Below are 23,872 nucleotides of genomic sequence, written 5' to 3' on the forward strand. Positions count from 1 at the left end.
GTCAATCAGTGGGTCAAGGGTCAATTATTGCTCACCGGCGATCTCAGCCAAGAATCTTGGCGAGCTTGACCAAGGTGTTGTGGTTACGGGTCGTCACAATGCGTTGCTTTGCCTGTGCGGCCATGAGCTTCCCGATGGGATTCGCGGTGCTTTCGCCCTTGCGGACAATCCACGCTACGGCACGGCCCTGGACCAGATAGGCTCCTGGCCCAGCGAGTCCCTGGATAGCGGCGCCCACCGCTTGGGCATCCTCAGCCGATTCGCAGAGCGTGAAGTAGCCATGGTGTTCGCTGGCCGGATCAGGCAAGGGCAGCGGGAAGGGCTGGGACAGCTGCTGGATTTCCGCGACGGTGCAGACAAGCGTGGGAATCGGCCGCTGGTAGTGCCCGGCCAGAACCGCATTGCAGTGCTCCTGGACTTCCAACGGATCAGAACTGGATGCGCTGAGCACCGCATTGCCGCTGGCCAAAAGGGTTTTCACGTCGGTGAAACCAGCAGCGAGAAGCAGCTTGGCCAGGTCCTTCATCAGGACCTTGACCCCACCGACATTCACCCCGCGCAGGAATACGGCGTATCTAGTCATGGATCAATCCAAGCGCATCGGATTGATGCTTGTCGAGGGTCGTTATGAGTCATAAAGATCGCTAGGATCAAGAATATGCCTACGCACTTACCCTTTGGATCATGGCCATCATCGATTTCCGCGCATGACGTCGCTGCCGGAACCAAGCCGCTGGGCGGAGCCTGCTTCTTCTCGGACAAGCTCATTGTCCAGGAAGGCCGTCCTGCCGAAGGCGGGCGCATCACGCTGATGGAGTACGGCACCGACGGCACTGCCGGTGCAGAGCTCATCCAGGCACCATTCAACGTGCGCTCCCGGGTCCACGAATACGGTGGCTCCAGCTGGATGCTCATCGAGGGCGGCACCTCGGCAATTGTTTTTGCGAACTTCGCTGACCAGCGGGTTTACCGGCAAACCGTAGGGGAGCACGATGCCGCGGCCCTGACCCCCGCCAGCGGAGTCGACGCAGACCCGCAGCTGCGCTTCGCCGAATTCACACCTGGTCCAGAAGGCAGCATCCTGGCCATCATGGAAGACCTGCGGGCAGAACCGGTACGCCACATCGTGCAAATTCCCCTGGACGGCAGCGCAGCCGAGGACCCGTGCAAGATCCGCATCCTCAGCGCCCCAGCGCGATTCGTTGCAGCGCCACGGCTGAACCCCGCGGGAACTCGGCTGTCCTGGATCAGCTGGGAACATCCGAATATGCCGTGGGACTCCACCGAGCTGCACCTGGCTGACTTCACCGAAGACGGCGTACTGGAGGACACCGTCATCGCCGGTGGAGCAGAAGTCTCGGTCATGCAACCGGAATGGCTCGATGATGACCAGTTGGCTTTCATCTCCGATGCCAGCGGCTGGTGGAACCCCTACCTCTACCAGGACAGCTCGGCACGCACCACCCGGCTGGTTGACCGTGCCGCAGAATTCGCCGGCCCGCTCTGGCAGGTGGGCACACGATGGTACCTGGCAGAAAGCGCCCGCACCCTGCTGTGCTCCTACGGCACCGGCACCACCAAGCTGGCACGCCTGCACGCGGACACCGGGGGATTGGAAGAACTCGCGCTGCCATTCACCGGCATCCGCCCGTTCGCGCTGCGTGACGGGTGGCTGCTCGCTGGCACGTCCTCGATGACCCAGGGCGAAGAAATTACCTTGATCAACCTCGACACCTTGGAACACCACCCGGTGACCCGTGGGATTGCGCAGCTGCCGGATCCAGCGGTGCTTCCGGAGGTTGAAGAGTTCGAGTGCAAGAACCTCGCCGGCCAGTCCGTCCACGCGTTGCTCTACCGGCCTTCCCAGGAAGGCTACGCAGGGATGGAGGGCGAACTGCCGCCCTTCGTCACCTTCGTGCACGGAGGCCCGACCAGCCAGGCTTCCCCGACGCTCAGTGCCACGGTTGCCTATTACACCTCGCGCGGGATCGGGGTAGTCGACGTGAACTACGGCGGCTCCACCGGCTATGGCCGCGAATACCGCAACCGCCTGCGCGGGGCCTGGGGCGTAGTCGATGTTGCCGATACCGTCGCCGTGGTCAACGCGCTGGTAGCGCAGGGCATTGCCGACCCCGCACGCATCGGCATCGAAGGCGGCAGCGCCGGCGGGTGGACCGTGCTGTGCGCGCTGACCTTCTCCAATGCCTTCACCGCGGGCATCAGCCGCTACGGTGTTTCGGATCTGGTGGGCCTGGTGCAGGACACCCACGACTTCGAATCGCAGTACATGTTCACGTTGGTCGGACCGTACCCGGAAGCTGCCGATCTGTACGAGAAGCGCGCGCCAATCAATCACGTGGCGAAGATTTCCTGCCCCGTATTGCTGTTGCAGGGGGATGAAGACAAGGTGGTGCCGCCGGCGCAGTCCCAGATCGTGGCGGACGCGCTGGCCGAACGCGGCATTGCCCATGCCTACATTCTCTTCGAAGGAGAACAGCACGGGTTCAGGAAGTCGGAGAACATCATCAAGGCGTTGGAAAGCTCGTTGGCCTTCTACGCGCAGATCTTCGAATTCCAGTCGGACGTTCCGGCGATCGTGCTGTCCTAGGACAGATCAGGACCTGGATCCGGGGCCTGCCAGGAATCCCGCAAGCGATCCATTTCGCGGCGGTCCTTCTTGGTGGGCCGGCCGGCGCCGCGTTCGCGGATCGGTACCTGGGGAATGACCAGGCGTTCGCGCGGCGGGGTGTGGTCGATGTAGCATTTTGCGGCAACTGGCGCGCCGACGCGCTTGGAGATCAGCCCGCTGACTTCCAGCTCGCGGTCGAAACCGTCTTTGCGCACACGGATGCGATCACCGGAGACAACGGTTTGCGAAGCCTTCACCGGATCGCCGTTCAAGCGAACATGTCCGGCACGGCAAGCAGTGGTCGCGGACGAACGGGTCTTGTAGATGCGTACTGACCACAGCCACGCATCGAGACGTACTTTGCCGCTTCTTGGAATTTCGACCATGGGAAAATTCTAGATCAGCAGATGGCTAGCGCCGCTGAAGCTGCTAAACCGTAGCCTCGTCGCAAATCCCGATCAGGCGCTGCTGCAGCGCTTCGGGTGCTTGGTCTCCTGAATTGGCGAGCTCCTGGAGCACATCGACCAAGTCTTGCGGCAGGCCACCGCCCTGGACCGACTTCACAATGGACGAGAGGACACGAAGTTCGCTAGCGTCAATGGTGCCGTCCTGTACCGGTGCGCAGGCCTGGCGCACGATTTCCTTGGACGCTGCATCGGTCAGCTGGTTAGCCGCGTCGGCCGCGGTGTCTTCAACAAATGCGCATCCGGTGCTCAATAGAGCCATACACGAAATCGCAACGAGCGCTGTTGCTTTTCGAACTTTCTCAATCCCCATAACAATAAATCATAGCCATGGAGATTGAGTTTCTGCTGAATGCCAACCGAGTCGATCATCTGAAGATCGGATGGCATGATGCACAATGGATCGGTGACTAGCGAGCAGAAGAACACCGCAAATGACAGCGCAACGGGGCAGCAAATCATTGCCCAACTGGCCCGGGAACTCTCCGAGGAATCCGCGGTCGCCCCCTGGCAGGTCAAGGCAGCGATCGAGCTCCTGGACTCCGGATCCACCGTTCCCTTTATTGCCCGTTACCGCAAAGAGGTTACCGGCATGCTCAGCGACAGCCAGCTGCGCCTGCTCGAAGAACGGTTGCGCTACCTGCGTGAATTGGAAGACCGCCGCGCAGCTGTACTGGAAGCCATCGCCGAAGCCGGCAAGCTGACCGACCAGCTTGCCGAGGCGATTCGCGCCGCCAGCACCAAGGCGGAACTCGAAGACCTGTACCTGCCATTCAAATCCAAGCGCCGCACCAAGGCCCAGATTGCCCGCGAGGCTGGCCTGGAAGCCTTGGCCGATCTGCTGCTCGCGGACCCAATGACGGATCCGGTGCAGGCGGCTGCCGACTACCTGAACCCGGATGCAGGATTTGCCACCGACGCAGATGCGCTTTCCGGCGCGCGTTCCATCGTGACCGAGCGCGTATCCCAGGATGTCGTTCTCGCCGGTGAACTGCGCGAACGCCTGTGGAACACCGGCAAGATCGGTGCCAGCGTCGCCTCGGGCGCCACCGCAGAGGGCCAGGGAAAGTACTCCGATTATCTGGACTATGTGGCACCACTTGATCGCTTGCCATCGCACCGGGTCCTGGCACTGTTGCGCGGTGAACGCGAAGGCGTGCTGAATCTGCAGCTCGCTGAAGCTGATCCACGCGACGAACAGGCCTTGGACGAAGCGCGCAGCGCCTACGAGAACGCTATCGCCTCCTCCCTGGGACTGAACGTTCCCACCGGTGCGCCTGCTGCCAAATGGATTGCGCAGACCGTGCGTTTGGCGTGGAAAGCCCGCCTGCTGACCCGCTTTGAATCCGACCTGCGCTCACGCCTGTTCGAAGCCGCTGAAGATGAATCGGTGAAGATTTTCGCGGCGAACCTGCGCGATGTGCTGCTGGCGGCGCCGGCCGGCAACAAGGCCGTGCTGGGCTTGGACCCGGGCCTGCGCACCGGTGTGAAGGTTGCAGTGGTGGACCTGACCGGCCAATCGGTGGAAACTGCAACGATCTATCCCCATGCGCCAGCCAATAAATGGAATGAATCCATCGCGGTACTGGCCAAGCTAGCCCAGAAGCACGGCACCACGCTGATTGCGGTAGGCAACGGCACAGCGGGGCGCGAAACAGACCGTCTGGCTGCCGAGGTCATCAAGGTGCTTGGCGGCGCGGGCGTCAGCAAGGTCATCGTCTCGGAAGCCGGCGCTTCGGTCTACTCGGCCTCCGAACTGGCCAGCCAGGAACTGCCGGATATGGATGTGTCGCTGCGCGGCGCGGTATCGATCGCCCGCCGCTTGCAGGACCCGCTGGCCGAGCTGGTGAAGATCGATCCGAAGTCCATCGGCGTGGGCCAATACCAGCATGATGTCACTGCCTCGAAGCTGGACCGCGCGCTGGATGCGGTGGTCGAGGACTGCGTGAATGCCGTAGGCGTCGACGTGAATACCGCATCCCCTGCCTTGCTGGCCCGGGTAGCCGGCGTGGGACCGCTGTTGAGCCGCAACATCGTGGATCACCGTAACGCCAACGGCCCTTTCGCCACCCGCAAGGATCTGCTGAAGGTACCGCGTCTGGGAGCCAAGGCCTTTGAACAGTGCGCGGGCTTCTTGCGCATTACCGGCGGCAAGGAGAAACTCGATGCTTCCTCGGTGCACCCCGAAGCTTATGTTCTGGCCAAGACCCTGCAGAGCAGCGCGGAGGCGCAGGGCCGCCGGCTTGAAGAGCTGAACCCGCAGGACTTCGCCACGGACCAGTTTGGCGAGCCAACCATTCGTGACGTGATTGCCGAGTTGCGCCGTCCTGCCCGCGACCCCCGTGGCGAATTCGTGACGGCCACGCTCAAGGAAGGCGTTGAGACCATCAAGGACGTCAAGCCGGGGATGATCATGGAAGGCACCGTCTCCAACGTTGCCGCCTTCGGTGCGTTCGTGGACCTGGGCGTCCACCAGGACGGCCTGATCCACGTCTCGGCCATGAGCAGCAAGTTCATTTCGGACCCTCGCGAAGTGGTCAGTTCCGGCCAGATTGTCAAGGTCAAGGTGCTGGAAGTGGATACCGTGCGCAAGCGCATTTCGCTGACTCTGCGACTGGATGACGAACTGCCTGCTGCTGGCGCGGAGGCCAGGAACTCCGGACCAGGCGAACGCAAGGGACCGGGAGCTGGCCGTTCGGCGCGCTCGGGCCAGAACCGCACTGGGCAGAACCGCAAGGCCCAGCCCGCGCAGGGCAAACCGGCTGCACCGGGCAACACCGCGATGGCCGAGGCGCTGCGCAGAGCAGGACTGGGCAAGTAGGTTAGCATCGTATCGGCATGCCTAAGTTAGGTTAGTATCGGCTACATTAACTCGATCCCAACTTGGGATGATTCCCTAATTCAGGTTTGACTAAGTGAGTCCGAACTTCGGTGACAAGGTGGCAAAACAGGTTTAGTCTGATGACATGGAACTTACAGGAAAACTGGCAGAAGCCTTCAGCACCCAGGTAACTCTCGAACTAACCGCAGCAACGGTTTACCGTCAGCTGGCAGTTGAAATGGACGTATTGAGCCTTCCCGGCATTGCTGGCTGGTTCCGCGCCCAGGCCGGCGAGGAAATCGTGCACGCGGAAAAGTTCATGACCCACATGACCGACCGCTCGGCCCACCCGAAGATTGGCGAGCAGCCTGCCCCGACTGTGAACGTGAACAGCGTTGCAGATGCCTTCGCGGCTTCCTTGGCCCACGAGCAGAAGGTCTCCGGAGCGATTCGCGAGCTGTACCGTTTGGCGCAGACCGAGGGCGACATCGACTCCCTGCCGCTGCTGCACTGGTTCATCGATGAGCAGGTTGAAGAGGAAGCCACCGTTGGTGAAATCCTGGATCGAGTCAGGATGATCGGCAACGATGGAAGCGGTCTGCTGCGACTGGATGCAGAGCTCGGCTCGCGTTCTTCCGCATCCTAAGAGGCGGCGAAGCACGCATCTTCTAAAAATGGAATAAACTTAGGGAAGCAACCGGTGGTTGCTTCCCTAAGTTTTTTCATTTGAGGTGGTTGTGAACCAGGTGGGCTATCCACATCAGTCGGCTCGGACGTCGTCCATTGCCAATACCCACCGGACGACTGCCTCGCTCAAGCTGCGCAAGGGCGCCGGCCGCCACTACGTAGTGCAGAGCCACTTGGAGCACGGCACAGAGCTGGTCCTGATTGAGGTCAATGGCTCGTGGGCGCATGTTCTCGTGCACCAGATCTACGGTTGGCTGCCGAATATCTATCTTGAAGCGATCCCGGCGGTCTTTGACGAGCCGGTAGTCGCCGAAGACGATGAGGAGCTGGCCGAGCCAGTTCTTTCACGCTATTCATTGATCGAAGCCACCCATGCTACGACGGCAACGTTGAATCTGCGCAAGGGAAGCGGCACGGGGTATCCGGTGCTCAAGGTCATTGACCAGGGGTCCAAGGTCCGCTCGATGCTCGAGCAGGGATTGTGGTCCCAGGTGCAGTGCGGCAAATTGCTGGGCTGGGTTCCCAGCATGTACCTGCAGGAGATTCCCTCCCGTCCAGCCAAGGGCGGGCTGATCGCCGTCCCCAACCAGCGGGCACTGACCACCATCGGACTGAACGCGAGACGCGGTCCTGGCGACCATTACTCGCTAGTGCGGATTCTCCCAGCAGACACGGCCGTGGTCATCGTCGCGCGCCAGGGCGCGTGGCGGCAGATTGACCGTGACGGCGAAGAAATGTGGATCCCTGCCAGTCAGCTTCGCACGGTGTACTGACCAGATTCGATTCTGCTTCAGGCGATCTGCAGATCCGCAGACGAAACCAATCCGGATTCTGTAGCCACTACTGCCAGCTGCACACGATTGGTGACGCCCAGTTCCTCCATGATGCGCGCCAAGTGGAGCTTCACCGAGCCCTCGGAGATGTGCGCGATGCGGGCGATCTGAGAATTGGTGAGCCCGGCCGCGACGAGGCGCACCAGGCTGCGATCACGTTCGCTGAGCTTGCGTACAACGGATTGCTGGTCTGAGCGGCGCACGATTTTCGCGGTCGATTCCCAACCGTCCGACGGCTGGGCAAAAAGTTGGTAGCCTGCAGCGAGCATGCGCAATGCGCTGGGCAGTTCCGAGCTGATGGAGCTTTTCGAGATCAGTCCCGAGCTGCCAGCATCGTAGGCCTTGGAGATGTCGTCCCGCTGGTATCGGGCAGCCAACACCACGATCTTGGTATTCGGTGCACTCTCGGAGATTTCCCGAATCGAGCAATACAGATCCGTCCCATTCAGCGACGATTCCAGGATGACGAGGTCCGGCTCCAACTCGGTTGCAGCTTGAACGGCCTCGGACATGCAATCCGAAACATGCTCGATCACCATGTCGCTGGCCTCGGCTAAGACTCCAGCAATCCCGGCCCGTGAGAAATGGTCACTATCAGCCAGATGAATGCGGATGTGCGACATACAAGAATCCTCCATCACTACGAACTGGTGTTGTCCTGGCCAATCCTTCCTAACCCGTTCTGCGGTGGGGAAAGCTAGCAGGTGATTCACAGTCTATGGCCAACTAGTCAAATCCCTTGGCTTGACAGATAGCATTGCGAGGTTGTTGTCATATTGTTACATCACTGTTTGGGTAAATTTTCAGGTCAGTGGTTGTAAGTGCATTATTTTCTCCAATGGCAGGAAGTTAAATTACTGCCCAGTATTACCTGTTGGCCATCGATTCTGACCGTATGGCCAAGAAGTTTGACCTGAGTATGCAAAGAAATGGCTGAAAGAAACCTGTGAGCCGGGGTTCGTCCAGCATAGGGTCAAATAGGAGCTCTTTGGGGTTCCCTAGATCACAACCAACTTTTGGAGGATAGTGGTGCAAGCAAATAATTTGCCACCTAAGAATGGCAAGAAACCGCGTGCCGCACGCCGCGTTCTTGCAGGGGCAGTCGTTGCCAGCCTATTCGTGGCTCCTACCGTAACTGCCGCATACGCGGCACCTGCTGACGGCTCTGAAGCCCTGGGTCGCGTACTGGATCTGAACTTGCTGGACATTCCTGTTGCTGACGCTGGTTTTGCCTATGCTGGCAATCCAAGCGCGCCGGGCCCAGTTCATAATCCACTAAACGTTGAAGCTTTGGGTGCTCTGAACCTCAACTTGGGTACAGGACTCAGCAACGTGCCATTGATCAACGGTGACGGCACTGGACTTCTGACCTTGGGTGAAGCTGGAGTTCTTAGCTCGTACGCCGAAACCCCGAGTGTGACTAGCGCGAAGGCGGGAGCAGGCGCAGTCAGTGCTGATGGAACCATCGGTCTCGACGGCACTAACTCGGGCGATATGACTGCGAACGTCGACTTGACCCGATTGCTTGGTCAACTCGGTGTAGACGGATTGACCGACCAGATTGTCGACGAAGCATCGTTGGAGATCGGCGCGTTGGGCTCAACCGCTGACAAGACCGACGGCACCTTGGATACGCAATACCTAGTCGCAGGCGCGTCTGCCACCGTTAGCAGCCCTGCAGTCGAGGGCTTGACTAGCGCGCTAGGCGCCGTTGTCGATGATCTTGGTACGACACTCAACACTGGTTTGTCGACTGAAGGTGTACTGGGCACCATTACTTCTGGCCTTGAAGCAATTGATATCGATCTGCGCCCTCTCGCGCGTATCGGTGTCACAGATTCAACGGTTGCCCTTAATGGTATTGACGCGGCTTTGTCGCAAGTCAAGAACGACGTACTGACTGGCGTCGTCACTTCTGATACTGGGCTGGTAACCATTGATCTCGGGTCAGGCGACATTAGCGTTGACCTTTCAAAGATCACTACTGGCGGACTCAATGGTAAGCCTGCAAATTATGAAGTGCTAAGCACCACGGCAGTTCAGGAAATTGCAGATGAGATCACTCTTGCACTTTCGAATTTAGTAACGGATCTTCGCGACAGTATGGTTGCGGCGCTTGACCAAATCGACATCGTGGTAAATCTTGGCCTAGAAGCGCGTTTGCTACTTCCCCTGGCATCAGGTACCGCAACCGTAGAAGGAAGCGTTGCTAGCTTCTTGGGATTAGTTGAAGACCAGCCGACGACGAACGTCGATCTGACTCTGGCGGGACTCGACCTCGGAGCCCTTATTACTCCTTTGGCCACTGGTGTAGTGGATGTCGTGGGCAGTGCCTTGGGTACCTTGGTCAATCCGGTAATTGACGGACTGCCTGGCGTCATCACCGGAATCGTCAATGGCGTAACGGATCCTCTGGAACCAGTAGTTGAAGGGGTTCTCAACGAGATCGTTGAGATCACCGTCAATGAGCAGGGAACCACTGTAATCGACGATCCGGATAGCGAGCAGGATTCTACGGAGGCTGGCGACTACGTTGCTGCGCTTTCGGTGACGCTGCTGCCTGCAATGGGTGATAGTGCAAACAAGATCTCGTTTGCACGTTCCGAAGTACGAGCTGCGGATGAAGCATCAGTCATCATCACTTCCCCGGAAAATGGTGCACAGATTCCGGAAGGCGAAGTCGTTACCGTTGAAGGTTCTGCTCAACCAGGCAAGACCATCACCGTAACGCTAGATGATTTGACCGAGGAAGCCATCGTTGGCGAAGACGGGACTTGGACCGTCGAGTTTGAAGGCGTGACTCCCGGTGAAAAGACTGCAGTAGCGACTGACGGCGACGATGATGCGAATTCTACGGACGAAGTCACTTTCGAAGTAGTTGCCGCAGCGGTTGATGCTGACGCTACCGATGCTGATGCAGTTGATGCTGACGCTACCGATGCAGTTGATGCTGACGCTACCGATGCAGTTGATGCTGACGCTACCGATGCAGTTGATGCTGACGCTACCGATGCAGTTGATGCTGACGCTACCGATGCAGTTGATGCTGACGCTACCGATGCAGTTGATGCTGACGCTACCGATGCAGTTGATGCTGACGCTACCGATGCAGTTGATGCTGACGCTACCGATGCAGTTGATGCTGACGCTACCGATGCAGTTGATGCTGACGCTACCGATGCTGATGCCGTTGATGCTGACGCTACCGATGCAGTTGATGCTGACGCTACCGATGCAGTTGATGCTGACGCTACCGATGCTGATGCCGTTGATGCTGACGCTACCGATGCTGATGCCGTTGATGCTGACGCTACCGATGCAGTTGATGCTGACGCTACCGATGCAGTTGATGCTGACGCTACCGATGCAGTTGATGCTGACGCTACCGATGCAGTTGATGCTGACGCTACCGATGCTGATGCCGTTGATGCTGACGCTACCGATGCTGATGCCGTTGATGCTGACGCTACCGATGCTGATGCCGTTGATGCTGACGCTACCGATGCTGATGCCGTTGATGCTGACGCTACCGATGCTGATGCCGTTGATGCTGACGCTACCGATGCTGATGCCGTTGATGCTGACGCTACCGATGCTGATGCCGTTGATGCTGACGCTACCGATGCAGTTGATGCTGACGCTACCGATGCAGTTGATGCTGACGCTACCGATGCAGTTGATGCTGACGCTACCGATGCTGATGCCGTTGATGCTGACGCTACCGATGCTGATGCCGTTGATGCTGACGCTACCGATGCAGTTGATGCTGACGCTACCGATGCAGTTGATGCTGACGCTACCGATGCTGATGCCGTTGATGCTGACGCTACCGATGCTGATGCCGTTGATGCTGACGCTACCGATGCAGTTGATGCTGACGCTACCGATGCAGTTGATGCTGACGCTACCGATGCTGATGCCGTTGATGCTGACGCTACCGATGCTGATGCCGTTGATGCTGACGCTACCGATGCAGTTGATGCTGACGCTACCGATGCAGTTGATGCTGACGCTACCGATGCAGTTGATGCTGACGCTACCGATGCTGATGCCGTTGATGCTGACGCTACCGATGCTGATGCCGTTGATGCTGACGCTACCGATGCAGTTGATGCTGACGCTACCGATGCAGTTGATGCTGACGCTACCGATGCAGTTGATGCTGACGCTACCGATGCTGATGCCGTTGATGCTGACGCTACCGATGCTGATGCCGTTGATGCTGACGCTACCGATGCTGATGCCGTTGATGCTGACGCTACCGATGCTGATGCCGTTGATGCTGACGCTACCGATGCTGATGCAGTTGATGCTGACGCTACCGATGCAGTTGATGCTGACGCTACCGATGCTGATGCCGTTGATGCTGACGCTACCGATGCTGATGCCGTTGATGCTGACGCTACCGATGCAGTTGATGCTGACGCTACCGATGCAGTTGATGCTGACGCTACCGATGCAGTTGATGCTGACGCTACCGATGCTGATGCCGTTGATGCTGACGCTACCGATGCTGATGCCGTTGATGCTGACGCTACCGATGCTGATGCCGTTGATGCTGACGCTACCGATGCTGATGCCGTTGATGCTGACGCTACCGATGCTGATGCCGTTGATGCTGACGCTACCGATGCAGATGGCACGGATGTGGACGGCGACGAAGACGGTGAATACCTGCCAGTGGACATCGTTACTCCACTCGAAGGCTCGACTGTTGAAGGACCTAACGTGCTCGTGAAGGGCACCTCGGATCCAAATGCTGTGGTAACTGTCAAGGCTACCGAAGTCGCTGATTCCGCTATTGCAAAGGTGTTCGCATTCTTCCAGAACGCCATCGCAGCTCCAGAGCTCGTGGTTACGGCAGATGATGAAGGCAACTGGGAAGTAATCTTCGAAGAAGTTGAAGTTGGCCAATACTCGGTCTTCGCCGATGACGGTCGCACCAACGACACCACCACCTTCCAGGTAGTTGAAGCTGCAGTAGATGCTGACGCTACCGATGCTGACGCTACCGATGCTGACGCTACCGATGCTGACGCTACCGATGCTGACGCTACCGATGCTGACGCTACCGATGCTGACGCTACCGATGCTGACGCTACCGATGCTGACGCTACCGATGCTGACGCTACCGATGCTGACGCTACCGATGCTGACGCTACCGATGCTGACGCTACCGATGCTGACGCTACCGATGCTGACGCTACCGATGCTGACGCTACCGATGCTGACGCTACCGATGCTGACGCTACCGATGCTGACGCTACCGATGCTGACGCTACCGATGCTGACGCTACCGATGCTGACGCTACCGATGCTGACGCTACCGATGCTGACGCTACCGATGCTGACGCTACCGATGCTGACGCTACCGATGCTGGCGATAACGACAGCAACGATTCGGGCAAGAACGATTCTAAGAACGATTCCAAGAAGGACAAGTTGGCCGACACCGGCGCAAACGCTCCACTGGTAATCGGCGGAATCGCCTTGCTGCTGGTCCTCGCAGGTGGAGCCGTAACCGTGCTCCGTCGTAAGAAGGCCTAAGCTATCGTAAAGTAGCACCATAAATCTTGAGCTGGGCAGCTGATATTAGCTGCCCAGCTCAAGACTTTTTATTTGGCACATGACTTAGATGTGGCTGCGCATCTGAACCTTGTTCTGTTGGAATATAGTTCTCTTAAATAGGCGAGTAATCGATACAGAAGATTTCAGTAGCTGGCTGAATGCCCGGCAAAGTGTTCAGCAGAGACCGATGTCGATAGAAAATTTGGGCAATGACGGCAAGCGGAATGACGCCCTGACATTCGAGAGGTAAGGATGACCAAAAAAGGTCACACGCGAAGGCTGATAGCCGTAATTGTTGCGTTGGTAATGGTCCTTGGTTATAGCGCAGTAGCAGTATCCATGGCAGTGGAAGCATCTAATCCAGTGAAGCGCGAATTATCGCCGTTCTTCAGTCAGAAATGGAATGTTTTTGCTCCCAATATTCAGAAGCGCGACTCCTACTTGGAGGTTCGCTCCCGGGCATATGACGACGACGGGAAAATCACAGAATCGGAATGGATTCCCGTTACCGAAGTAGAGCGACTACTGAATAAAGGCAGCTTGGCCCCCTCCCGGATTCAAAAACTTTCTCAAAACACCACCAGTGTTTACCTCTCACGATTCAACAAGCTGAAGTCCGATCAGCGGGAAACTGCACGGAAGAACTTTGTCTCTGTTGACGGTAAGAAACGCGATGTCATGACCGACAGTGAAGTCGTCAAAGCCATCCAGGGTGAAGAAAAAAACTCATCACGTGTAGTGAGCTTTGTACGTATGGATTACATGCTTGTTCGCTACGCCACGGTTTACTCTGAAGCCTATACCGGGAAGAAAGCACGTGATGTGCAATGGCGCATCGTCGGAGATCGAAATAACGACTTCAACCACCGCTTCATGGACGACGCGCAATTCGAAACGAGCGTGCGAACCTTCGGATGGCGTGCGGCTGATGCCAGCCCGTACGAACATGCCGTGGAGCATTTGGAGAACATGATTGACCGCCAGGAAGGCCGATAGGAAATGACATCTCTTATTGATAAATTCGGTAACTGGCTTCTCGAATCTAAACACTCTCTGATCAGCTTCTCGTTGCTGCGTATTATTTACGGCATCGGTATGCTCACCGTCTTGCTGCCAAGCATGGAAGACCGTTCCATACTTTGGGGGCCAGCCTCCTGGTGGGTTGATCCGGAAGCCAAACGGCGCGGCTACTGGACCTTTGACACGATTCTTACCAAGAGCGACGAATTGCTCTTCAGCCTTGGGTACATGGCTTTCATAGCCATCGTGCTGATCTTCATCGCTGGCTGGAAGACTAAGTACATCACGCCGTTGTTCCTGCTGTTCCTCGTTGCGTTGCAGTCCAACAACCCATATCTCACCAACGGCGGGGATACGCTAACGCGAATTACCTTGCTCTTCCTTGTTTTCGCCAACCTCAACGAGCATTTCTCAGTGGATTCTTGGTTGCGGCGACGTAAGGGAAAGACCGTCAATCGCAAGAACAAGCCAGCATGGAACGCGGTCCACAATATCGTGCTTCTGCTGTGCATGGCGCAGATCGTCATTGTCTACGTTATCTCCAGCTATCTGAAAGTCATCGGGGATAACTGGCTTGATGGAACGGGCTTCTACTATGCCTTGAATTTGGAGTCTTATCAGATCTACCCAGGACTCAACGAGCTGATTTGGCAGTCCAGTTTGTTCATCAAAATATCATCGTGGATGACTCTGATTGCCCAGGGCGGTTTCATCATTTTCATTCTGTGGCGCAAGCTGCGTCCATGGGCTGTGGCGGTCCTATTCACTATGCACATGGGCATCGCGCTTCTACTGGCAGGTCTCTGGCAGTTCTCGTTGGTCATGATCGCTTTGGACTTGCTCTTCATTTCCAATAAGGAATGGGCGGCGATCGCTGGATTCGTGAACAGAAAGATTCTTCGAAGGCGCTCGATCGAAGACGAACTTTTCGAAGAAAAGGAACTGGTTGCAGCTGGACGATAGCTAAACACAAAAATATGGGGTAGCTGAACTTTTGGTTCAGCTACCCCATATCGTTTAAAGAATTATTCGCCTACGTAGAACAGGCGCTTGTTCACGAATTCGTCCATGCCCAGCGGGCCAAGCTCGCGGCCGAAGCCCGAACGCTTCACGCCGCCAAACGGCATTTCTGCACCCTCTGCGCTGGCTGCATTCACGTTGGTCATGCCGGACTGCAGCTTCTGAGCCACCCTGGAGGCACGCTCGACGTCGGTGGAGTGCACCGAACCGCCCAAGCCGTAAATGGTGTCGTTGGCCAGCTCAGTGGCTTCCTCGTCGCTGGATACCTTGTAGACCACTGCTACCGGGCCGAAGAGCTCCTCGTAGTAGGCACGCATCTCCTTGGTGATGCCGGTGAGCACCGCAGGGGAGTAGTAGGCCGAAGGGCCGTCGTGCAGCACGCCGCCGGCGTGCAGGGTAGCGCCCTTGGCCACGGCGTCCTGGACCTGCTCGTGCAGGGACTCTGCCGCCTTGCGGGAGGACAGCGGAGCGAAGGTGCCTTCGGCTTCCGCCATCGGGTCGCCAGGCTGCAGGCCTTCGGCACGCTTGGTCAGTTCGGAAACGAACTCGTCATAGATGTCTTCCATGACGATCATGCGCTTGTTCGAGTTGCAGGCCTGGCCGGTGTTGTCGATGCGGTAGCCCCAAGCGGTATCCACGATGCCCGGTACGTCATCGGAGTCCAGGACAACAAATGGATCCGAGCCGCCCAGCTCCAGTACGGCCTTCTTCAGGTTGCGGCCGGCCTGCTCGCCGATAATGGCGCCAGCGCGCTCCGAGCCGGTCAAGGAAACACCCTGGATCCTGGAATCGGCGATGATGGTGGAGATCTGGTCGTGGGTGGCGAAGAGGTTGTTGTAGACGCCGGCCGGTACTCCAGCCTCATCCATGATTTCCTGGATGGCCAGTGCTGAACGCGGGCAGGACTCGGCATGCTTCAAGATGATGGTGTTGCCCAGCATCAGGTTAGGTGCCGCGAAGCGCGCTACCTGGTACAGCGGGAAGTTCCACGGCATGATGCCCAGCAGCGGGCCAACCGGGCGCTTCTGAACGACGGCCTTGCCGCCGGAGAAGGACTTGATCTCCTGGTCCGCTGCCAAGGCTGGTCCCTCGGTGGCGAAGTACTCGAAGATCTCCTGGCAGAATTCAGCTTCGCCCACGGCCTCGGACAATGGCTTGCCCATTTCGGTGGTCATGATCCTGCCGAGTTCTGCTGCGCGCTCGGCGAAGAGCGTGCCTACCTTGGAAACAATCTTGGCGCGTTCGTTGATGTCAACGTCCTGCCATGATTCGTAGGCGCTCTGCGCGGCAGCCAGCGCCTGTTCGACTTGCTCATCGGTGGCCGCGGCGAATTCCTCGACGACTTCACCGGTTGCCGGGTTCAAGACCTTGTAGGTTGGGGCGCTCATCAATGCTCCTGTCGTATGCACAAAAGTGGTCAGCGTAAGCCGTGTGGATCTAACGCTAGCGGACTCCACGCAATAAATGAATGTAATTCACTTCATATTGCGTCTACTCCGAGCTTATCCGCAGAAACAACATTCAGCCACCAAGGAACAGCAGGTATTTGGCTTGAGTGGAAGTTGCAGACGGAAGCGAATGAAAAAGCCGCGGTTTCCAAGACTTGTCTCGGAAACCGCGGCTCAAGAACACAGGTATTACCTGTGTGATCAGTGGATTACTAGCCGATAGCGGAAGAACGCCACCAGTCGATTCCGGCATCGCCCTGGGCGATCTTGGCAATCTGGGCCAATTCCGCGTCGGAGAACTCAAGGTTGTCCAGCGCGCCCAAGTTCTCGTCGAGCTGCTTGGTGGACGAGGCGCCGATCAATACCGAGGTTGCCGCGCCATCGCGCAGCAACCAGGCCAGGGCCATCTGCGCCAGCGACTGCCCGCGCGTCTGCGCAACCTCGTTCAGGCTGCGGACCTTGGCCAGGTTCTGATCGGTCAGCTGGGCTTCGAGCGAACGGCGTCCGCCTTGGCGGACCACATCAGTGGTTTCCAGGTACTTATCGGTGAGCAGGCCCTGGGCCAGCGGGGTGAAAGCAATGGTGCCCATGCGTTCCTTTTCCAGGGTTTGCAGCAGGCCGTGCTCTACCCACGGGTTCAGGATGTTGTAGGAAGGCTGATGGATTACCAGCGGGGTTCCCAGGTCCTTGGCGATAGCGGCAGCCTCGGCGGTGCGTTCTGCCGAGTACGAGGAGATGCCCACGTAGGTGGCCTTGCCCTGGCGAACCAGGGTATCCAAAGCGCCGATGGTTTCTTCCAGAGGAGTCTTCGGATCGAAACGGTGCGAATAGAAGATGTCCACGTAGTCCAGATTCATCTTCTTCAGCGAGGCTTCGCAGGAGGCCAGCAGGTACTTGCGCGAGCCGAAGGTGCCGTGCGGGCCTGGCCACATGTCGTAGCCGGCCTTGGAGGAGATGACCAGCTCGTTGCGGTAGGGCTTGAAGTCCTTTTCCATCATGCGGCCGAAGTTCTCTTCGGCTGAACCTGCCGGAGGACCATAGTTGTTGGCCAGATCGAAGTGGTTGATGCCGTTATCGAAAGCGTGGCGCAGGATCTCGCGCTGGGAATCGAATGGACGGTTATCGCCGAAATTCCACCACAGTCCCAGGGACAGCGGGGGCAGGCGCAGGCCGGAGTCGCCAACGCGGCGGTAGCCGAAGTGCGCATAGCGGTCTGCGGCAGCAGTGTAGGGACGGTGCAGTTCCGGGATGGACGGGAGGCGTTCGTATTCCACGAGGCACCTTTCTGCCAGGTCAAGCGCTGGCGAGCGGAAATCGATTTGACGTCAGTTTCCACAATAGGCCAGAGCCTGAACTAAATAAATAGCGCAAAGGTGGATCCGCTGTGTGCGTAATGGTTTCGTGGATTGGGATTAAATGAAGAACCGACCCGCCAGGCCAAGGAGGTAACGCCTGTGCGGATCGGTTCATCTAGATCACTCGCACCTTGAGAAGGTAATAACCACACTAGGAGCTGAAACTTGAAAGTAGCTGAATGCGAGGTGTGCGGTCTCTTGGGAAAAGGCTTTTGCTAATAATTCGAAGGCGGATCCGAAGCCGGGAATGACTCGTCTTCCCACTCTTCGACGAGAGCTTCATCGTGCTCGTCATGGCGCTTCTTTTCTTCTGCGGCCAGCCGCAGCTTTTCCTCTTCAGCGCCACCGGGCTGCCCAGCAGCTGATTGTTCAGGCATGATCTTCCTCCCAACTTCCGTGGGCCACCCCCTGCGGATGGCTGGACCCTGTGTCTTCAGTGTTCACCTATTAGCCGCGGATGTCGAGGGCGGCGGCAAACACTGATTTCGCCTTCAACGTCAATACAGGATTTAATCGAAGGCATGCCGATGATCAATAATCCCGCAGATGGTTCCGAAATCTTCTTTGACGATGACGGGGCTGCCGGGGAGCCGATTCTCTTCCTCCATGGCTCCGCCCTGTCCCGGTCCATCTGGAGAGGACTCGGCTACACCAAGGCGTTGGGCCAGGGGCACCGCACCATCCGCATGGACCTGCGCGGGCATGGCAAGTCAGCCAAATCCCATGACGTAGCCGACTACACCATGGACAAGGTGGCCGGCGATATCCGCGCGGTGATGGATCACCTGGGCATCGGACGTATTCACATTGTCGGCTACTCTTTTGGCGCACGCACCGGGCTCCACCTGGCCATGCACCACCCAGAGGAGGTGATCTCGCTGATCATGCTCGGCGGCACCTACGAAATTACCCCCGGCGAAATCGGGAAGCTCTTCTTCCCCGGCTACCTCGAGGTCCTGCGCAATGGCGACATCGAAGGATTCGTCACCGGGCAGGAAAAGAATGGACGCCTGGATCCAGCAACCCGCATGGCCTTCAAGTCCAACGACCCGCTGGCCCTGGCTGCCTACTACGAGGCCGCCGAGACCCTGCAGAACATCAATCTGTCCGAGCTGGGCAAGATCAGAATCCCGACCTTGCTGCTGATCGGCACCCGGGACCAGCCGCGCTTCGACCAGAACAAGATCATGGTCCGCACCTTGCCCAATGCGCGCATGGTGGCCTTGCCGGGGCGAACCCACGGCAGCACCCTGTTCCCGATTGAGCCTGTGGTCAAGGCCATCGAGTCCTTCTGGGCTGGACGCCAAGCATGAGTTCGGCCCGCTTCGACCTGAACAGGATTGCTTCAGGGCTGGCTTTCGGTCCCAGCAGGGAGGAACTCCATGAATCCTTGGCGGCTAATCCTGCCCAGCCGTTGGTGATCCAGGCGCCACCGGGATCCGGCAAGACGACGATAGTTCCACCCACGGTAGCCAACGCCCTGGACCAGGCAGGACTGGCTGGCAAGATCATCGTGACCCAGCCACGTCGTGTCGCTGCCCGGGCTGCTGCCCGTCGCCTCGCCCAGCTTGATGGATCGGTTCTGGGCCAGCGCGTTGGCTTCGCCGTGCGCGGGGAACGGCAGTCTTCGGCGCAGACCCGCGTGGAATTCGTGACCGCAGGCCTGATGCTGCGCAGGTTGCTGGCCGATCCGGATCTTGCCGGTGTGAGCGCGGTGATCATTGATGAGGTCCACGAGCGGTCGATCGATACGGATTTGTTGCTGGCGATGGCCAACCAGGTCAGCGAATTGCGTGATGACCTGTCGCTGATCCTGATGAGTGCCACCTTGCACGCCGGGGAACTCTCGGCGCTGCTGGCCCGTGGCCATGCCGCTCCAGTGCTCAGCGCCCACACCGCGCAGTATGCCGTGCAACAAGCTTTCGACAGCTTCGCCGGAATCCGGAATACCGAACGCGGACTGAATGATGACTACCTGCGCCACGTTGCCGCCGTCGCGGTACGCCACAGCGCGGAAGCCAACGCAGCAAGCGCAACCCCGGTGGACACCTTGGTGTTCGTCCCCGGGGTACGGGAAGTCGACCGCGTCTGCTCGCAGATTGCTGCCTCCGGAGTGCAAGCCCTGGCCTTGCACTCGCAGATCTCTTCCAAGGAACAAGACCGGATCCTCAGTGAGCCGGAGGCTGGCAGCGCCCCGCGGATCATCGTCTCCACCTCCATTGCCGAATCGTCGGTGACCGTGCCGCGCGTGCATCTGGTGGTGGACGCCGGCTACGCCCGCGAGCCGCGCCGAGACAGCTCGCGTGGTTTCTCGGGGTTGATGACCGTGGTGGCCAGCCGTTCCGCGGCCACCCAGCGGGCGGGCCGGGCAGGACGACTCGGGCCGGGCAAGGTGGTGCGGACCTTGGACCCCAAGTCCTTTGCCGCCGCCCCGGCGCACTCCACACCGGAAATCCGCACCGGCGACCTGGTCGCCGCCGGCTTGTCGCTCGCAGCATGGGGGACCCCGCGTGGCGAGGGGCTGGCCATGTGGGAAGCGCCGCCGGCTAGCGCCATGGCCAGCGACGAGCAGATCCTGCGCAGCCTGGACGCGGTTGACGGCACCGGGCAGATCACCGCCCTGGGCGAGCAGATGATGAAGGTTCCAGCAGACCCGCGTGCCGCCCGCGCGTTGCTCGAAGGCAGCCGGATTTTCGGCACCCGGGCTGCCTCGGATGCTGTCGCATTGCTGGCCAGCTCGGAACGCATTGCCAGTGCGGACCTGAATGAATTGCTTGCCGCGGTGCGCCGGAGTTCGCATCCGGCGCACCGTGCCTGGAAGCATGAAGCGCAGCGCCTGGAAAAGCTCCTGGGCAGTGCGGAAAACCGCACCGGGCGGCAGCCTGCACCGGCAGCTGCGGCCTTGGCAGGCGTGTGCGCTTTGGCCTACCCGCAATGGATTGCGCGCAAGGTCGGCCCGGAGGAATACCTGTTGGCTTCGGGGACCCGGGCAACCTTGCCGCGCGGCAGCCAGCTGATGCATGAGGAATTTCTTGCGGTCGCCGAGGTCTCCCGTGCCGGATCCAAGGCGGTGATCCGACGGGCCGTTGGCATCGAACTTGGCACTGCCGTCGACCTGTTGCCGCAGATGCACCAGAAGCGCGAAGTGGCGGAGCTGGTTGACGGCAGGATCACCGCTCGCCAGATCGAGAGCTTTGGCGAGATCGAGCTGGCGGCCCATCCGGTCAAGGCCACCGCAGAGCTGGGCATGCAGGCTGTTGCCAGCGCCATAGCTACGCAGGGGATAGCCTTCTTCGGCACCCATGAAAAGTTTGATGCTTTGCGCCGGCGGATGGCCGTGGCCCATCGCCTGCTCGGCGAACCCTTTGCCGCGGTGGATGACCAGGCCCTGATTGCCTCGGCGGGCAACTGGCTGCAGCCGGTCTTGCGGCAGGTAGCCGCCGGCAAGAACGCTGCCAAGGTTGACCTGTATTCGGCATTGCGGACCTTGCTGCCGTGGGAGCATGCCCATGATTTTGATTCGCTGGTGCCCGAACGGCTCCAGGTGCCTTCGGGATCAAGGATTTCCGTGGCCTATCCCGAGGTCGGTGAAACCGGTCCAGCGGTCGTCGCCGTGAAATTGCAAGAATGCTTCGGGCTCGATGAGTCGCCGCGGCTGGTCAAGGGCAAGCTTGCCGTCCAGTTCCACTTGCTTTCGCCCGGTGGCCGGCCGCTGGCGGTGACCGATGACCTGGTTAGCTTCTTCAATGGGCCCTACGCCCAGGTGCGTTCTGAAATGCGCGGGCGCTACCCGAAGCATCCTTGGCCGGAGAATCCATGGGACCACGTGGCAACGGCAAAGACCAAGAACCGATTGGGCCGGCAGTAGGCAAAAGCACGCCGGGGCCGAGGTCCGGAAGAACGAGCCAGGTCCCGGCGTGCTTTCCGGCGCCCAGGTTCTAGGCGAACGCTGAGAAGCCGGTGATGTCGCGGCCCATGATCAAGGCCTGCACGGTTTCGGTACCTTCATAGGTGTGGATTGCTTCCACATCAGCGAAATGGCGGGCCACGCGGTTGCTGGTCAGGATGCCGTTGCCGCCGAGCAGGTCGCGGGCGTTCGCTGCGATGGCGCGTGCGGTGCGGGTAGCGGTGTACTTGGCCAGCGACGCCTGCGGGCCGGTCAGCTCACCGGAAGTTTCGCGCTTGGTCGCCTGCATGACCAGAACCTGGATAGTAGCCAGTTCGGACTGCATGCGGGCCAGGCGCTCCTGGACGATCTGGCTGGCGGCCAGCGGACGACCGAACTGCACGCGCTGCTTGGCGTAGCTCACGGCCGACTCGTAGCAAGCGGTCGCGTGGCCCACGGCAGACCAGGCGACACCCAGCCGGGTGGCGAACAGGACGCGCGAGGTGTCCTTAAAGCTCTTGGCTTCGGGCATCACATCGTGGTCCGGAACGAAGACGTTCTCCATGCGGATATGCGCCTGCCAGATAGCGCGCAGGGAGAGCTTGTTTTCGATGGTGGTGGCCTTGTAGCCTTCGGCATCCTGGTGCACGATGAATCCGCGGACCTTGCCTTCGTCGTCGCGGGCCCAAACGATGCTCACGCCGCCGACCGAGCCGTTGCCGATCCATTTCTTTTCACCGCTCAGGCGGTATCCGCCCTCGACCTTGGCGGCACGGGTTTCCAGCGAAACCGAGTCGGAACCATGAGTTGGTTCAGTCAGCGCGAAAGCGCCTGGAAGTTCGCCGCGCAGCATGGGGATGGCGTACTTCTTGATCTGCTGGGCATTGCCGCAGTACAGCACGGAGCGCAGAGCCAGACCGCCCTGGACGCCAACAATGGTGGAGACCGAACCGTCGCCACGGGCCATTTCCATGTTGACCAAGCCGGCAGCCAGCGGGCTCATTTCCTCGTAGCCTTCCAGGTTCAGGCCATCGCGCAGCAGATCCGCATCGCCGAGCTTCTTGAGCAGATGCAGCGGGTAGTCGGCCTTGTCCCAGTACTCGTGGATGTCGTCCTTGACGTCGTCGAGGATGAATGCGCGGGCCTTAGCTCGCCACGCGTTGTCCGCTTCGCCTACTTCTGCGAAGATTCCGGTCGGATCGATATTGACGTCTCCGGACCACAGGTCGTATTCGGGTTCGACAACGCCGGCGGGAAATTCAAAACCGGTCTCCAGCTGGGACATTTCAGATGCTCCTAATAGCTACGGTGAAAAAAGCTTCACTCCTAGACTAGTGGAACGCAGTGCCATGTCAAGAAACTTGGTTTCAAGAGTTGGGTGGAATCGATTAGTTTCCGTGCTCTTTGAGCGCGCGGGAGACGGCCTGGAGAATCGCCTGCTCATCGGCGCCGGCATCCAGCACGGAAACCACCACGCTGGGGGCCGCAGGCTTGGGGGCGGCCGCTGCCTGTCCGGGGTCGAGCAGATCCGCGAAGCGGTTCAGGAACTGGCGCACATCGTTGGCCAGCTTGGTGCGGTCCGTGCATTGCGCGTCTTTCAGCCAGCTGCGCAAATGATCGTTGTGGATCGCAACCAGGCCAGCGCTAACGCCCAGGCACAGCGACTTCTCCGTTGCGCTCTTTGCCAAATCGCGACGGTTCAGGAACCCGTAAAACGCCCGTTCGTAACGGTGAGTGGAGACCAGCTCGCGCTCTCGCAGCGACGGCACCGAGGAGAGCAGCTTGTGGCGCAACTGGGCACCTTCGGGGTTGACCGTGTACTGGTCGAAAACCACATGCGCGGCATCGATGAGCGTAGTGATTGCATCAACCGACGAGGCGGCCAGCGTGGTCTCGACGTGTGTAATGATCATTTCCTGGTCGGCGAAGACCATATTCTCTTTCGACCCGAAACGGCGGAAGAAAGTGGAACGGGAAATGCCAGCGGCAGCTGCCAGCTCGTCGACGCTGGTGGCATCGAAGCCCTGGGTAATGAGTAGATCAAGGGCTGCTGGGGGTACTGCGGAAGAAGCGATCATGATTCACGAATTTAGCACGATTCAAGCTGGGAAATTCTTGGGTTCAGCTATGCGCGCCGCGCA

The 23,872-nt window shown here is 59.1% G+C and carries 18 protein-coding genes; 9 read left to right on the top strand and 9 right to left on the bottom strand.

Annotated elements, in window-relative coordinates:
* Nucleotides 1–43: 43 nt before the first annotated feature.
* Nucleotides 44–583, bottom strand: a complete 540-nt coding sequence (locus tag AC1Z36_RS06645; RefSeq protein ID WP_359192537.1) for a DUF1697 domain-containing protein — start codon at nt 581–583, stop codon at nt 44–46.
* 75 nt (nt 584–658) lie between these two features.
* On the opposite strand from AC1Z36_RS06645, the gene AC1Z36_RS06650 reads away from it, so the two are divergent.
* On the top strand, nt 659–2,608 hold the full coding sequence (locus AC1Z36_RS06650) for a S9 family peptidase (RefSeq protein WP_483561856.1): 1,950 nt from the start codon (nt 659–661) through the stop codon (nt 2,606–2,608).
* Here AC1Z36_RS06650 and AC1Z36_RS06655 read toward each other — a convergent pair.
* A complete protein-coding gene (locus AC1Z36_RS06655) occupies nt 2,605–3,015 on the bottom strand; it encodes an RNA-binding S4 domain-containing protein (RefSeq protein ID WP_133834871.1) in 411 nt (136 codons plus the stop codon). The two genes, AC1Z36_RS06650 and AC1Z36_RS06655, sit on opposite strands and share 4 nt — an antisense overlap.
* A gap of 43 nt (nt 3,016–3,058) precedes the next feature.
* Nucleotides 3,059–3,355, bottom strand: coding sequence for a hypothetical protein (locus AC1Z36_RS06660; RefSeq protein WP_286172318.1), 297 nt, complete (start codon nt 3,353–3,355; stop codon nt 3,059–3,061).
* A 129-nt stretch (nt 3,356–3,484) separates the two neighbouring features.
* On the opposite strand from AC1Z36_RS06660, the gene AC1Z36_RS06665 reads away from it, so the two are divergent.
* From AC1Z36_RS06665 to AC1Z36_RS06675, 3 genes are all read left to right on the top strand, one after another.
* Complete coding sequence (locus AC1Z36_RS06665; protein WP_402697656.1) at nt 3,485–5,914, top strand: Tex family protein; 2,430 nt, start codon at nt 3,485–3,487, stop codon at nt 5,912–5,914.
* Nucleotides 5,915–6,059: 145 nt separating this feature from the next.
* A complete protein-coding gene (locus tag AC1Z36_RS06670) occupies nt 6,060–6,560 on the top strand; it encodes a ferritin (RefSeq protein WP_133834868.1) in 501 nt (166 codons plus the stop codon).
* 100 nt (nt 6,561–6,660) lie between these two features.
* The gene (locus AC1Z36_RS06675) at nt 6,661–7,374 is read left to right on the top strand and encodes an SH3 domain-containing protein (protein WP_483561857.1); all 714 of its coding nucleotides are present in this window, start codon (nt 6,661–6,663) and stop codon (nt 7,372–7,374) included.
* Between the two features lie 17 nt (nt 7,375–7,391).
* Here the strand turns inward: AC1Z36_RS06675 and AC1Z36_RS06680 are convergent, their stop codons facing one another.
* A complete protein-coding gene (locus AC1Z36_RS06680) occupies nt 7,392–8,057 on the bottom strand; it encodes a response regulator transcription factor (RefSeq protein WP_402697614.1) in 666 nt (221 codons plus the stop codon).
* Nucleotides 8,058–8,478: 421 nt separating this feature from the next.
* On the opposite strand from AC1Z36_RS06680, the gene AC1Z36_RS06685 reads away from it, so the two are divergent.
* From AC1Z36_RS06685 to AC1Z36_RS06695, 3 genes are all read left to right on the top strand, one after another.
* On the top strand, nt 8,479–12,981 hold the full coding sequence (locus AC1Z36_RS06685) for a choice-of-anchor G family protein (RefSeq protein WP_483561858.1): 4,503 nt from the start codon (nt 8,479–8,481) through the stop codon (nt 12,979–12,981).
* Between the two features lie 360 nt (nt 12,982–13,341).
* On the top strand, nt 13,342–13,998 hold the full coding sequence (locus AC1Z36_RS06690; protein WP_133834864.1) for a DUF5819 family protein: 657 nt from the start codon (nt 13,342–13,344) through the stop codon (nt 13,996–13,998).
* Nucleotides 13,999–14,001: 3 nt separating this feature from the next.
* The gene (locus AC1Z36_RS06695) at nt 14,002–14,985 is read left to right on the top strand and encodes an HTTM domain-containing protein (protein ID WP_133834863.1); all 984 of its coding nucleotides are present in this window, start codon (nt 14,002–14,004) and stop codon (nt 14,983–14,985) included.
* A gap of 62 nt (nt 14,986–15,047) precedes the next feature.
* On the opposite strand, the gene AC1Z36_RS06700 is transcribed toward AC1Z36_RS06695, so the two are convergent.
* From AC1Z36_RS06700 to AC1Z36_RS06710, 3 genes are all read right to left on the bottom strand, one after another.
* Complete coding sequence (locus AC1Z36_RS06700) at nt 15,048–16,430, bottom strand: NAD-dependent succinate-semialdehyde dehydrogenase (protein ID WP_105659101.1); 1,383 nt, start codon at nt 16,428–16,430, stop codon at nt 15,048–15,050.
* Nucleotides 16,431–16,702: 272 nt separating this feature from the next.
* The gene (mgrA, locus tag AC1Z36_RS06705) at nt 16,703–17,764 is read right to left on the bottom strand and encodes an L-glyceraldehyde 3-phosphate reductase (protein WP_402695756.1); all 1,062 of its coding nucleotides are present in this window, start codon (nt 17,762–17,764) and stop codon (nt 16,703–16,705) included.
* Nucleotides 17,765–18,060: 296 nt separating this feature from the next.
* Nucleotides 18,061–18,222: a hypothetical protein gene (locus AC1Z36_RS06710; protein WP_166650864.1), complete on the bottom strand. Its 162-nt coding sequence runs from the start codon at nt 18,220–18,222 to the stop codon at nt 18,061–18,063.
* Between the two features lie 144 nt (nt 18,223–18,366).
* On the opposite strand from AC1Z36_RS06710, the gene AC1Z36_RS06715 reads away from it, so the two are divergent.
* Both AC1Z36_RS06715 and hrpB read left to right on the top strand, forming a co-directional pair.
* On the top strand, nt 18,367–19,158 hold the full coding sequence (locus AC1Z36_RS06715; protein ID WP_402695758.1) for an alpha/beta fold hydrolase: 792 nt from the start codon (nt 18,367–18,369) through the stop codon (nt 19,156–19,158).
* Nucleotides 19,155–21,713 (top strand): ATP-dependent helicase HrpB, encoded by a 2,559-nt coding sequence (gene hrpB, locus AC1Z36_RS06720; protein WP_483561859.1) that lies wholly within the window; start codon nt 19,155–19,157, stop codon nt 21,711–21,713. The genes AC1Z36_RS06715 and hrpB overlap by 4 nt, the downstream gene beginning before the upstream one ends.
* Nucleotides 21,714–21,783: 70 nt before the next feature.
* Here hrpB and AC1Z36_RS06725 read toward each other — a convergent pair whose 3' ends face one another.
* Nucleotides 21,784–23,016: an acyl-CoA dehydrogenase family protein gene (locus tag AC1Z36_RS06725; protein WP_426733650.1), complete on the bottom strand. Its 1,233-nt coding sequence runs from the start codon at nt 23,014–23,016 to the stop codon at nt 21,784–21,786.
* 103 nt (nt 23,017–23,119) lie between these two features.
* On the bottom strand, nt 23,120–23,809 hold the full coding sequence (locus AC1Z36_RS06730; protein WP_332595055.1) for a TetR/AcrR family transcriptional regulator: 690 nt from the start codon (nt 23,807–23,809) through the stop codon (nt 23,120–23,122).
* Nucleotides 23,810–23,872 lie beyond the last annotated feature (63 nt).

The organism is Glutamicibacter sp. BS14 (assembly GCF_056934375.1).